The 13,771-nt window shown below is 34.9% G+C and carries 12 protein-coding genes; 11 read left to right on the forward strand and 1 reads right to left on the reverse strand.

The features are described 5' to 3' along the window. Positions 1–4: 4 nt before the first annotated feature. From IGL32_RS02145 to bph, 4 genes are all read left to right on the forward strand, one after another. Positions 5–1,423 (forward strand): PTS fructose transporter subunit IIC, encoded by a 1,419-nt coding sequence (locus IGL32_RS02145; protein ID WP_002355535.1) that lies wholly within the window; start codon positions 5–7, stop codon positions 1,421–1,423. A gap of 26 nt (positions 1,424–1,449) precedes the next feature. Further along, complete coding sequence (locus tag IGL32_RS02150; RefSeq protein WP_002358680.1) at positions 1,450–1,911, forward strand: fructose PTS transporter subunit IIA; 462 nt, start codon at positions 1,450–1,452, stop codon at positions 1,909–1,911. Then, entirely contained in the window at positions 1,908–2,885 is a 978-nt protein-coding gene (gene lacD / locus IGL32_RS02155) for a tagatose-bisphosphate aldolase (protein WP_002371479.1), read from the forward strand. Before IGL32_RS02150 ends, lacD begins: the two co-directional genes overlap by 4 nt. 188 nt (positions 2,886–3,073) lie before the next feature. Next, complete coding sequence (bph, locus tag IGL32_RS02160) at positions 3,074–3,607, forward strand: biofilm phosphatase Bph (protein ID WP_002355538.1); 534 nt, start codon at positions 3,074–3,076, stop codon at positions 3,605–3,607. 87 nt (positions 3,608–3,694) lie between these two features. On the opposite strand, the gene IGL32_RS02165 is transcribed toward bph, so the two are convergent. Continuing rightward, complete coding sequence (locus IGL32_RS02165; RefSeq protein WP_002355539.1) at positions 3,695–4,126, reverse strand: GNAT family N-acetyltransferase; 432 nt, start codon at positions 4,124–4,126, stop codon at positions 3,695–3,697. 145 nt (positions 4,127–4,271) lie between these two features. Here IGL32_RS02165 and IGL32_RS02170 point away from each other — a divergent pair, with 145 nt between their 5' ends. From IGL32_RS02170 to IGL32_RS02200, 7 genes are all read left to right on the forward strand, one after another. After that, positions 4,272–5,417: an AI-2E family transporter gene (locus tag IGL32_RS02170; RefSeq protein WP_002355540.1), complete on the forward strand. Its 1,146-nt coding sequence runs from the start codon at positions 4,272–4,274 to the stop codon at positions 5,415–5,417. Between the two features lie 174 nt (positions 5,418–5,591). Further along, positions 5,592–6,971 (forward strand): hemolysin family protein, encoded by a 1,380-nt coding sequence (locus IGL32_RS02175; protein WP_002363168.1) that lies wholly within the window; start codon positions 5,592–5,594, stop codon positions 6,969–6,971. 173 nt (positions 6,972–7,144) lie between these two features. Continuing rightward, the gene (locus tag IGL32_RS02180) at positions 7,145–8,719 is read left to right on the forward strand and encodes a peptide chain release factor 3 (protein WP_002355543.1); all 1,575 of its coding nucleotides are present in this window, start codon (positions 7,145–7,147) and stop codon (positions 8,717–8,719) included. A gap of 74 nt (positions 8,720–8,793) precedes the next feature. Next, entirely contained in the window at positions 8,794–9,759 is a 966-nt protein-coding gene (locus IGL32_RS02185) for a tyrosine-type recombinase/integrase (protein ID WP_202569247.1), read from the forward strand. Positions 9,760–10,311: 552 nt separating this feature from the next. After that, complete coding sequence (locus IGL32_RS02190) at positions 10,312–12,312, forward strand: AAA family ATPase (RefSeq protein WP_430600078.1); 2,001 nt, start codon at positions 10,312–10,314, stop codon at positions 12,310–12,312. A gap of 5 nt (positions 12,313–12,317) precedes the next feature. Then, positions 12,318–12,998 (forward strand): hypothetical protein, encoded by a 681-nt coding sequence (locus IGL32_RS02195; protein ID WP_202569250.1) that lies wholly within the window; start codon positions 12,318–12,320, stop codon positions 12,996–12,998. A 193-nt stretch (positions 12,999–13,191) separates the two neighbouring features. Further along, on the forward strand, positions 13,192–13,764 hold the full coding sequence (locus IGL32_RS02200) for a site-specific integrase (RefSeq protein ID WP_010825024.1): 573 nt from the start codon (positions 13,192–13,194) through the stop codon (positions 13,762–13,764). Positions 13,765–13,771: the final 7 nt, after the last annotated feature.

Genomic DNA, 13,771 nt, shown 5'->3' on the forward strand with positions numbered 1-13,771 from the left:
ACAGATGGCTACGTATCAATTAATAGCTGCTACAGGTTGTCCGACGGGAATAGCGCACACGTATATGGCACAGGAGGCATTGGAACAAGCTGCGAAACGTAAAGGTATTACGATTAAGGTTGAAACACATGGTCAGATTGGTATAGAAAACGAGTTAACACCTGCAGAAATCCAAGGAGCGGAGGCAGTCATTATTGCCGCCGACAAAGACGTTCAAGCAGAACGTTTTGCTGGGAAACGAATCATTGATGTCCCTGTCAGTGTGGGAATTAAAGAAGCAGATCGCTTAATTGAAGAAGCGCTCGCAGGCAAAGGATCGATTGCGGCCGAAAACCAAGCAGTGGATGAACTTGAACAGGAAACACAGATTTCTTCAGGAAATGTTGGACATAGTATTTATAAAAACTTAATGAATGGCGTCTCTCACATGTTGCCGTTTGTAGTAGCAGGCGGCGTTTTAATTGCTCTTTCTTTTGCTATTTGGGGCATTTATTCATTTGATCCAGAAAGTAGTCAGTATAATGCTACCGCTGCTATGTTAAAAAGTATTGGTGATGCCTCAATGGGCATGATGGTGCCAATCTTATCTGCGTATATCGCAGAGGGGATTGCCAAACGACCTGGTTTGGTTGTGGGCTTTGTCGGTGGTTTGATTGCTAACACTGGTGGCACTGGCTTTTTAGGAGGGATATTATCTGGTTTTCTTGCTGGGTATTTCATTCTTTTATTACAAAGAGTATTTAAAGGCTTGCCTAAATCATTAGATGGTTTAAAAGCAATTTTCCTTTATCCAGTCATTGGCGTTGCAGTTATTGGTATCACTATGTCTTTACTAGCAGATCCGATGAAAGCTGTTAACGAAGGAATGATGAGCTTTTTAGCTAGTTTCCAAAACTCCAGTCCGTTGGTTTTAGGAATTATTGTGGGTTGTATGTGTGCCTTTGATATGGGAGGTCCAGTTAATAAAGCGGCCTATGTTACTGGGACGGCACTCTTAGCTCAAGGAAATACTTCTTTTATGGCAGGAGTTTCTGCTGCCTGCATAGCGCCACCTTTAATTACAGGCTTTGCTACATTATTCTTTGGAAAATACTTTGACACAAATGAACGCAATGCGGGGCTAGTGAACTTTATTTTAGGCTCCACACATATTACAGAAGGCGCTATTCCGTTTGCGGCAAAAGACCCCTTGAAGGTTTTACCAATTATGATGCTCGGATCTTCAATTGCGGCAGTCCTAACGTATATGTTTGGGGTACAAGTGCCAGCACCTCATGGAGGATTTCTTGTTCTACCAGTTGTTACTCACGCTGTTCAATGGGTTTTGGCAATTTTAGCTGGTTCATTGGTAGGTGGCTTATTGCTAGGTTTTGTACAAAAAAGTAGAATCGCCAAACAAGAGCAATCGTTATCAAAAAAATGAAATAACAGGAATTAGGAGTGGATGGAATGGCTTTTATTAAAGAAAATCATATTTTTTTAAATCAACAGTTACAAACGCAAGAGGATGTTTTTCACTTTTTAGCAAAAAAATCAACAGAATTGGAAGTTGCTCAGGACGCACAGGAAGTTTTCGATAAACTGAACGAGCGAGAACAAGAAGGAACAACGGGGATGATGAATGGATTTGCGATACCTCATGCAAAAGCAGCAACGATTCAACAAGCGGCCATTATCATCGTTACCTTGGACCAAGGTGTTGAGTGGCAGAGTCTTGACAACCAATTAACGGAGTTTGTGATTGCGCTGTTTATTCCAGATGCCGAAGCTGGCACGACACATTTGAAATTACTCTCTTCTGTTGCGCGCCTCTTATTAAGAGAAGAAGTTACTTCTGGACTGAAACAAGCAAGTTCGCCAGCTGAAATTGCTACGTTACTAAATAATCAATTAGGAGAGGGAACAGAATGAAAAAAATTAGTGAACAAAAACGTAAACATTTAGAAAATCTGGTAGATGATCAAGGGATTATTGGCGCACTAGCCATTGATCAACGTGGGGCCTTAAAACGCATGATGGGAAAATACAAAGAGGTGACTGCGCAAGAAATCAGTGACTTTAAAGTATTAGTATCTCGTTGCTTAACACCAGAGACTTCAGCAATTTTGTTGGATCCAGAATATGGCCTAGCTGCTGCTGAAAATCGAGCACAGACTTCAGGTTTGTTACTTGCGTATGAAAAAACGGGCTACGATGCTTCGACACCAGGACGGTTACCCGATAGTCTTGATGTTTGGTCGGTTAAGCGTTTAAAAGAAGCGGGCGCAGACGCGTGTAAATTTTTGCTTTACTACGATGTTGACGAAAGTGAAGCAATCAATGAGCGAAAGAAAGCTTATATAGAACGGATTGGTTCAGAGTGTTTAGCCGAAGAAATTCCATTCTTTTTAGAAATTGTCTCTTATGATGCAAACAATTCGGATAGTGCTTCAAAAGAATACGCTAAAGTAAAACCGCACAAAGTAATTGAAGCGATGAAAGAATTTTCAAAGGATCGCTATAATGTTGATGTTTTAAAAGTAGAAGTCCCTGTGAACATGAATTTTGTAGAAGGTTTTGGCACTGAAAGTCTTTATAGCCAAGATGAAGCACAGGCCTTTTTCAACATGCAAAGTGAAGCAACACAACTTCCATTTATTTTCTTGAGTGCAGGGGTTAGTGCTACGATGTTTCAGGAAACATTGAAATTTGCAAAAAAAGCAGGTTCCTCGTTTAATGGAGTCTTATGTGGTCGCGCAACTTGGGCAGACGGCGTGCTTCCATTTGTTCAACAAGGTGCTGAAGCAGCCGTTGCGTGGCTTGAAACAACTGGTAAAACAAATGTTGAAGAATTGAATCAGGTTTTAAGAGAGAGCGCAGTATCAGTCTTTGAAAAAATACAGTAATTAAGCTGAAAATATATACTGAATTTAAACTATTTGGTCATCTGAATTAAATTTTTTCAGAAATCGTCTTCTTTAAGTGAACTCAATGTACGCAAACTCAAAAGATATGATATAATTATTTCGATATCGATGTATGAACACCCAAAAAGTAACATTGCTTTACTTTATTTGGGGAAAGTTGGGGTATTATGGGAATTCCTAAAGAAGGCGAGTTTGTAACCATTCAGAGTTATAAACATGACGGACATTTACATCGAACGTGGCGTGATACGATGGTACTAAAAACGAGCGAGTATTCTTTAATTGGTGTGAACGATCACACGTTAGTAACGGAATCCGACGGACGTCGGTGGGTGACTCGTGAACCAGCCATTGTTTATTTTCACAAGAAATATTGGTTCAATATAATAGCAATGATTAGAGAAAAGGGGGTTTCGTATTACTGCAATCTGGCTTCGCCATATGTTTTAGATGACGAAGCGTTGAAGTATATTGATTATGATTTAGATATCAAGGTTTTTCCAGATGGTGAAAAACGTTTACTAGACGTTGATGAATATGAATTTCATAGCAAACTAATGGATTATCCAGAAGATATTGACTTCATTTTAAAAGAAAATGTCAAGACTTTAGTGGATTGGATTAATAACGAAAAAGGCCCCTTCTCGCCCGAGTATGTAGATATCTGGTATCAACGTTATCAACAGCTATCAAAAAAATAGCCGATGTAAACAGCCCACAAAAGGAGCTTGGAGCATTAGCCAAAATGGCTAATGCTCCAAGCTCTAAATTTTCCGATTTAATTGGTGTTATAGTTCTTTGTTCATTTCGTAGTGTTCAATGCCAGCATCCATAAAAGGTGCTCCTGTTTTTTGATAACCTAAACGTTCATAGAAGCCTACAGCGGTGACTTGTGCTCCTAGAGTAATCTTGTGGTAGCCTTGTTCTTTGGCAAAATTTTCCGCCGCTTCCATAATCACTCGTCCATAGTCGGCGCCACGGTAAGCTTTTTCAACGGCCATTCGTTGTAATTTCATAACGCCATTTTCTAGTGGAAGCAAGCGACAAGTTGCGACAGCTACATGGTTCGTGTACAAAACAAAGTGAATACAATGTGCTTCATATTCATCGATTTCCATCTCTTCTGGTACCCCTTGTTCCGCTACGAATACGCGTTGACGAAGCCGGACAGCATCTAAATAAAGATCACTCATGGTATCTTTTGTTTGAGCTACATGCATAGAAAAACCCCCAAGTTCAGAATCTGTTTCTATTTTATTATACCATGAAAAAGTTCTAGCAATGAAGTATTCTCAATGACTGAGGGGGGGAAGGTGTGATAAAATAAAACAGCAACAATTGAATAAAAATAAAGGAGGAGCCGCTGTGATTAATCGATTTAAAGAATCGAAATTATTTTTCTGGTCAGTTGAATTACTTGTCGTGGCCATGCTATTATTTATTGCTTCGAAAATTAATTTCTTATTTGCACCGATTGGGACATTCTTTTCAACGTTGTTTGCCCCAGTCTTAGTAGCAGGCTTTTTGTATTATTTACTAAATCCTGTGGTCAATCTACTAATGAAGACGAAAATGAAACGAATTTATGCCGTCTTACTGGTATTTTTATTACTAATCATCGCATTAGTTCTGATCTTATTAACAATTATCCCTAAGTTGGCAGATCAGCTAGCTAGTTTAGCATCAAGTATGCCGGATTTCTTTAAACAAGTGGAGACCTGGATTTATGAGATTGCGGAGTTACCTATTTTTAAACAAATTGATTTAACAAGCTATATTGAAAAAATGGATATTTCTTATGCCAATATTATCCAACAATTTTTAAGTAGTTTATCAAGTAGCTTAGGTTCAATCGTATCAACGGTGGCGTCAACCACTATTGTTTTGGTCACTGCGCCATTTATTTTATTTTATATGTTAAAAGATGGAGATAAGCTAGTACCAGCGATTCAACGCTTTTTACCTGAGAAAAGAAAAGATGATATTGTGGATCTTTTAGGACAATTGAACCAAACCTTATCCAGTTATATTAGTGGACAAGCGATTGAATGTTTATTTGTCGGTACATTTACGATTATTGGGTATTCATTGCTTGGCGTTCGTTATGCCTTTTTATTTGGTGTCATTGCCGGCTTTACGAATTTGATTCCCTATCTAGGACCTTATCTAGGATTAGCGCCTGCTGTCTTAGTGACCATCTTTAATGAACCCGTCAAAGCAGCCTTATGTTGTTTAGTGGTGCTAGTGGTTCAACAATTGGACGGAAATATTATTTATCCAAACGTTATCGGAAAATCTCTAAAAATCCATCCATTAACGATTATTTTAATTTTATTGGTAGCAGGAAATTTAGCAGGTTTGCTAGGTATTTTCCTCGGTGTCCCATTTTACGCAATCTGCCGGACCATTATCTACTATGTTATTGATATGGTCAAAGCGGGTCGTAGTGAAAAAGTTACCAATGCCGTTCTTTTAGGGAATGAAACAAATACGAAAGAAAATAACGGTTAATGATTGAATCCGCTAATCTTTCGTGCTATGATTTTATGGATTAGGATAGAAAATAACCTGTCATAATACTGATTGTGTCTGTTTCTAAGCCTAACCATAAAAAGAGGAAGAACGTTAAAAGAGTACGAAAGTACAGCCTCGGAATTATCAACAATTAAGGAGAGAGAGAACATTATGAATAATGCTGACCCTGAGAGTCAGTCGCTAATTGCGCAACTTCTATTATTAGTCGTGTTGACGTTTATCAATGCCTTTTTGGCAGCGGCGGAAATTGCAGTCGTATCTGTTAACAAGAATCGTGTGGAACAAAAAGCGGAAGACGGCGACGCAAAAGCTCAAAAATTGCTTAAGGTATTGCAAGACCCCAATAACTTTTTATCCACAATCCAAGTAGGGATTACTTTGGTTAATATCCTATCTGGTGCTTCATTAGCAGAGACTTTATCTAGTCGTTTGGCCCCTGTATTAGGTGGCGGCGCCGCAGCTAAGAGTCTTGCCAGTATCATTATCTTAGCTTTGTTAACGTACGTTTCTATTGTATTTGGTGAATTATACCCTAAACGAATTGCTATGAATAAATCAGAAGAAGTCGCTCAATTGACTTCTGGTGCAGTCCGCTTTTTAGGAGTTATCGCGCGTCCCTTCGTTTGGTTGCTATCGGCTTCGACCGATTTATTATCCAAAATCACACCAATGACTTTCGATGATGCTGATTCGAAGATGACACGAGATGAAATGCGCTACATGCTTGAAACAGAAGGTGTTTTGGAAAACGAAGAACTAGAAATGTTACAAGGTGTCTTTTCATTAGATACAAAAGTGGCACGAGAAGTAATGGTTCCTCGGACAGACGCATTCATGGTTGATATCCAAGATGATGTCCAAGAAAACATCAATTTAATTTTAGGAGAAAATTATTCTCGGATTCCTGTTTATAGTGAAGACAAAGATAAAATTGTTGGTATTTTACATACCAAAACGTTACTAAAAGCTGCACGTAATTTAGGCTTTGAAAACATTGAATTAGGCGCGATTATCCAAGAACCATTATTTGTCCCAGAAACCATTTTTATTGATGATTTACTTTATGAGTTAAAACGAACACAAAACCAAATGGCGATTTTACTAGATGAATATGGCGGTGTTGTCGGTTTAGCAACACTGGAAGATTTACTAGAAGAAATCGTTGGTGAAATTGACGATGAAACAGATGAAGTAGAAAATTTATATACACAAGTGGCCGACAATGAATATTTGGTTCAAGGACGCATGTTAATTGACGAATTTAATGAAGTATTTGAAACAGATTTACACATGAGCGATGTTGATACAATGGCGGGTTACTTAATTACAGCATTAGGAACCATTCCTGATGAAGGGGAAAAACCTTCTTTTGAAGTGGGCAATATTAAGTTAACTGCTGAAGAAATGGAAGGCACACGTTTGCTAGTCTTACGCGTTCATTTCTACGATGAAGAAACTGTCGATGAAGAACCAGAAGAAAATCGTCGTTTTTTCCGTAAAGAAATGGAAGATGACGAACCAAGACGTTAAAAATAACCTGTGACATCAGTCGTTTTGACTAATGTCGCAGGTTTTCCTTTTAAAAAACAGCCAACAGCAGCTCTTTATTCTCAAGGCTTGACATGATATACTAGCAAAGGTTAATCAAAAATTATGCTGAAGAAAATAAATAAATAAACATCACAAGTGATAAGGAGATTTTTATGACGATCAATCAAAAAGAAGCAGTCGATAGTCGCCGTACGTTTGCGATTATTTCCCATCCGGATGCCGGGAAAACAACGATTACTGAACAATTATTATTATTTGGGGGCGCCATCCGCCAAGCTGGAACAGTCAAAGGGAAAAAAACAGGGAACTTTGCCAAATCTGACTGGATGGAAATTGAAAAACAACGGGGAATTTCGGTAACGAGTTCTGTGATGCAATTTGACTATCAAGACAAACGGATTAATATCTTGGACACCCCAGGGCATGAGGATTTCTCAGAGGATACGTATCGGACCTTAATGGCCGTGGATAGTGCTGTGATGGTTATTGACAGTGCCAAAGGGATTGAAGCACAAACGAAAAAACTTTTCCAAGTTGTTAAAAAACGTGGTATTCCAATTTTTACTTTTATTAACAAATTGGACCGTGACGGACGGGAACCATTGGAACTTTTAGAAGAATTGGAAGAACTATTGGATATTGAATCTTATCCAATGAACTGGCCAATTGGTATGGGAAAAGGCCTAGAAGGTCTATACGATATTTATAATGAACGCGTGGAATTATATCGTCCAGAAAATAATGGCGGGGAGCGTTTTATTCCTTTAAAAGATGGCGATATACCAAGCGATTTACCATTGCACAATAACAGCGTTTATCAACAAGTGTTGGAAGATGTTGAGTTATTGGTAGAAGCAGGCGATGAATTTAGCGAGGAAAAAATCGCTCGTGGTGATCAAACGCCAGTCTTCTTCGGTTCTGCTTTGACAAACTTTGGGGTTCAAACATTTTTAGAAACCTTCTTACAATTTGCGCCTGCGCCACATGCGCATAAAACAGAAGAGGGTGGCGAAGTAAGTCCTTATGAAAAAGAATTTTCAGGCTTTGTCTTTAAAATTCAAGCGAATATGAACCCCGCCCATCGTGATCGAATTGCTTTTGTTCGAATTTGTTCAGGTGTTTTTGAAAGAGGCATGGACGTGACCTTAGGTAGAACAGGCAAAAAAGTCAAATTAAGTAACGTGACGCAATTTATGGCGGATGCCCGCGAAAACGTCACAGAAGCTGTTGCAGGCGATATTATCGGCGTGTATGACACAGGAAATTACCAAATTGGCGATACTTTGTATGAAGGGAAAATGAATGTTCAATACGAAGAGTTGCCGTCATTTACCCCTGAATTATTCATGAAAGTGACTGCCAAAAACGTAATGAAACAAAAATCTTTCCATAAAGGAATTTACCAACTGGTTCAAGAAGGAGCCATTCAATTATACAAAACATATTTAACGGAAGAATATATCATTGGCGCCGTAGGTCAATTGCAGTTTGAAGTTTTCCAATACCGAATGTCTAATGAATACAATGCTGAAGTGGTAATGACGCCAATGGGTTCTAAAATTGCCCGCTGGATTAATCCAGAAGATTTAGATGAACGCATGAGCTCTAGCCGAAACATTTTGGCACGGGACCGTTTCGATCAACCATTGTTCTTATTTGAAAACCAATTTGCGGAACGCTGGTTTGCGGATAAATATCCAGATGTTGAACTGAAAAGTTTGATGTAAAATTAATTTGTAATCAATCAGTAGCTGAATCTTTAGAAGATTGAAGCTCGCATCTTCAGCAAAAATCCATTAAGATGCGTTGGTTTGCAAGAAGTCCTTTTTTATCAAAATTTGATAAGAAGGGACTTTTTTTCATGAATTGGGAGGATATTATTTTAGAATTTTGTATGGATATTACAGTGAGAGGTTTTTCAAAAATAACAATCAAAAATTATAAATCAAAATTGAGAAACACAGCAAATTTTTTCAAATCAATAAATGTTGAACCGTTACAGCTTGAAAAGAAACATATAAAAAGCTGGATAATAGATATGAAAGAAAAAGAAATGCAAGCATCGACAATCAATGTAAGTGTTAGCAGATTAAAGAAGTTATTTGACTATATGTTAATTGAAAAATATATTGAGTATAATCCGTTTGTTGATATTGAAAGATTAAAAGAACAAAGAAAAGTAATCTATCCTTTGAATGATTATGAAATTAAACAAATGCTGACAGTTGCTAAAAAACATCCATACAAACATATAGCACAAAGAAATGTTGTGATATTGATGTTGATGATTGAATGTGGGTTAAGGATTAGCGAAGTTTGCGAGATACGAGATGAAGACATTATGAATAATCAAATCATTATTAGAAAATCAAAAAATAATAAGGATAGAGCCGTTGCTGTCAGTCCAATTCTCAAAAAAGAAATATTAAAATATCATCGAATTAAGAAAAGAAAATATGGGCTGTTAGAAGGAAATACTTTTATTGTCAGTAATTTAGGTAAAAAATTGAATGAAAAAAGTATTTGGCAGATTATGCAAGAAATAAAGAAACAAATTGATATAAGAGATTGTGTTCGTTTTTCGGGGCATACGCTAAGACATACTTATGCAAGTATGCAATTACGGAACGGATTAGATATTTATACGTTAAGTCTAAATATGGGGCATAGTTCAATTGAAATGACTCAAAGATATGTTCAGACGTTAAGTAGCGAAGATTTTATTGAGAAATCTATTAAAACGAGTACTTTGATGAATTTGAGGTAAATAGTAAATTTATATCTATAAAACTTGATAGGAATACCTATTGAAAGTCAAGTTTATTATAGTTATTTCAAACCAGATAATTTTTGATTTTGTGAGTACCTCAAACCATTCGTACATCAAATATAAAATAATATCTTATATACAATAACAGTTTTAAATAATTAATATACTTAGAAAGGAAGATTAATATGAAAGAAAGGCACATAAACCATTAAAAAGATTCTACTTAGAGAGTAGAGATTTATTTATGGGAGCAAACTATATGTACTTTTAAAATATAGTCATATTGAGGGGACCCAATTATGGTATTTACACAGATAAATATTGCTTAACATTTACCATAAAAATTCTCCCTTTAAAGCATAGGATAAAGTTAAGAATATTATATGATATTTTTTAGACAAATTTGATACAATTTTCTATAAAAAAAAGAAAAATTATTTGTATTTGAAGTTTTGTTCTTACATATTTTTGATATAATGGTATAAACACTATGAAAAGCGACTTTTTTATCAGAGATGAATTTTTATAATTGGAAACGGGGAGTAAAGAATGCCGAACAATGAAGTAGCAAGTACTTTTTTTAACCAACTAGATGAAGACACACTTTTGTTCAGAGAATTAGAAAGTTATTCTAGTCAGGAATTAAGGCAAGTATATGTGTTAAATTCTCCTTTGGGAAATAATAATTTTGATTATGATTATGAAAAAGCTTTTATAATCCTGATTCCAGACTATAAAATAGTTTTTATTAATAAGGATACAAACGAGAAAGATAATTTTGAGGATTATGTAGACGATATTATAGATGATATTGATAATATATCAATAACTTATGATTTTAGAAAGAGAATTGGAAGAAAGCGTAAGTGGGAAAGAAAGTTTGTTGAGAAGGTTAACATAGATGATTTCAATATCAAAGGTATAGAAAAATTCAAATTGAGTGATGAGCAAGACAAAAGAGATGTAAATATTATTATTTCTTTGTTGATAGGTAGTATAAACTCTGTCGAAAAAATTGGAACTGATGCTCCTGTAAATATTCTTGATAAAGTTAAGCAAAAAATAATCTTATTTGATGGCGACCAGACTAGATTCATTTTTAAACCATCAAAAAGTAAACTGATATCTATCCAAGGGTTAGCGGGTACAGGAAAGACCGAATTATTGCTACACAAATTGAAGGAACTTTATTTGGAAGACCCTGAAAATAGAATTGTTATGACCTGCTATAGTAAAACATTGACCAATAGCTTAAAAAAACGTATTCCAGATTTTTTTACTACTATGAAAGTAAACGAACAGATAGATTGGGAAGAAAGACTATGGGCAATGAGTAGTTGGGGTTCTGCGGCGAATCCAAATTCAGGTTTGTATAGTTATATTTGCTATACCTATGGAATACCATTTCAAAGATATTCTTCGTACACGAATTTAGAGACAGTCAGTGCATCTGCAATTGAGTTTTTAGAAAATTTGGATGATGTTGAGCCTTGCTTTGATTATATATTAATTGATGAAAGTCAGGACTTTTCCGATACTTTTTTTGAGTTGTGTAAAATGGTAGTTAAAAAGACTGTATACACTGCTGGAGATATTTTTCAAAACATTACTGATGTCCCTCCAGCGAGACGTTCAGTAACATATTTATTAAATAGATGTTACAGGACTGATAATAGAACGCTTATGTTTGCTCATGCATTAGGCTTGGGTTTGTTTGAAAAAACTGCATTAAATTGGTTTAATGAAACAGAATGGAAATTTTTTGGTTATAATATTCAACAACTCCCTACAAAAGATAACAAGATAAGATATGAGCTATCTCGAACACCGCTTAGACGTTTTGATGATATTGATGATGAGAAAAATGATTGTACTAGAATAATTAAATGTGAATCAGAAGATTGTACTGAGGAAATAATAGATGTGATTAAAGAAATAAAGACTAATAATCCTACAGTGCAGCCTGATGATATAGCAGTTGTTTATGTTACTCAATCAAGAGATAATTTTGCACAAATAGATAGATTATGTGTCAAGATAAATAATTCTTTTTCTTGGAAAACCACTAAAGGGTATGATACTAAAAAGACTGAAAAAGGTAGTTTGTTTATTACAAATAAATATAATATAAAGGGTTTAGAATTTCCTTTTGTTATATGTGTTGCAAATAAAGGGATAAAAACTAATCTTTCTAGTAGGAATACATTGTATATGGCGATGACGCGTTCGTTCATTTCTTCATACTTACTTTTACATGATATCGAAGGTGAGATAATTGATATTCTTGAAGAAGGATTGGAATCTATTCTAGAGAAAAATAAGCTAATAGTAGATAAGCCTGAAGTAATAATGGATAAAACAGAACTTATTCAAATTTTAAACGAAGAATATAAGTCACAATATGATATAAGTGAAGAAATATTTAATAAGTACAAGATTCCAAGTGTTAAGAGGAAAAAACTTCGTGATATAGTTAAAGCATATGACACTAATACAGTTGATAAAAAGAAAATTGAGCAGATAATTCTTGCTAACAAAGATTTGGATTAAAGATTATGAATAAGAAAATAGATAATTTTATAACTTATGAAATGAATCAATTGATGTCGTTTAGAATTAAAAGTAAAAAAGAATTAATATCTTTATTATTGGAATGTTGTAGTTATATACTAACTGGGTGTTTAAGTAAGGATAATAATCTTGGTGTTTTTCAATTGCATATAGGGAAAATGAGCAGATTATTCTTTTATTGTGAGAACTCAAGAAAAATTTTTAGTTTTTCTTTTCCATTTACTATTAAAATAAATGAAGATTCAAGTTACTCTATTTTTGCTACATCAAAAAGAATTGAGCTAGAGCCGTACTTGATTAGTATTTTAAGAGATTTAAACGAAGAAAATTGGTTCAATGAGAATAATGAATACAACGATTTATATGATAAAATACAATATTTAGAAGAAATTTGTATCCAATACAACTCATCTTATGAGGAATTGGGACAAAACATTTTAAGTATTGTGGATTTGTTAAACTCGTTTGAATTAGGTTATATTCGCTGTGATTTAGATGACGAAGAAAATTTCAATCATGATTTTCCTAACAAACACCCCAAAAATCATGTTGATATTAATTATTCACAGATTACAACTTTTAAAATAGGACTTAAGAATAAGCTATCGCTTGAAAGTTTTAAAAGTTTAATGGATATAGAACAAGATTGTTTTTTTATTAATTAATAAATCGTGTTCTACAAATTTGCACCGTTTCAACAACGATGCTATAAAGGACCTCAAATGGATACTTCTTACATTTCTATCCATCGGAAAACCTATTCTATCAACGCCTATGATTGGACTTTGGTAAAGATGGATAGTTTTAATATGTATGAGATAGAAAGTATCCATGAATAATTAATCATGGAGGTTCGTTATGGCACAAAAAATTATTAATGTAAAACCGATTAAGTCAACAGAAGTTTTAAAAGAATTTTCAAACGAGTTGTTAAAAAATAAACATGGGCAAAGAGACTATACCATTTTTACTTTTGGGGTTTTTACGGGATTAAGAATTTCAGATATATTGAATCTGAAAGTTGAAGATGTAAAAGGTAAGTTGAAAACGGATATTATTGAACAAAAGACAGGGAAGAAAAGAACGCTTAATCTAATGCAATTAACGAATCAAATCATTAAATATCTGGATGAAGAACATGGTGGGGAAAGTGAATGGTTGTTTCCATCGCCTAGAGATAATACGAAACATTTGGCAAGCCATCAGTATTATAAAATCATGCAAAAAACTGCTGATTTGTTAGAGTTGGATTACGTTGGTACGCATACATTAAGAAAAACATTTGCTTATTTTTATTACAAGAGAACGAAAGATTTAACCACGTTGATGAAAATTCTAAATCATAGTTCGCAAAGTGTTACTTTAAAATATATAGGTATTGAAGAAGAGGAGATTCAATCAAGTCTAGATAACTTTAATCCATTTCAATAATCAAAAA

The organism is Enterococcus sp. AZ035, from assembly GCF_050548325.1.
GTDB lineage: Bacteria > Bacillota > Bacilli > Lactobacillales > Enterococcaceae > Enterococcus > Enterococcus faecalis.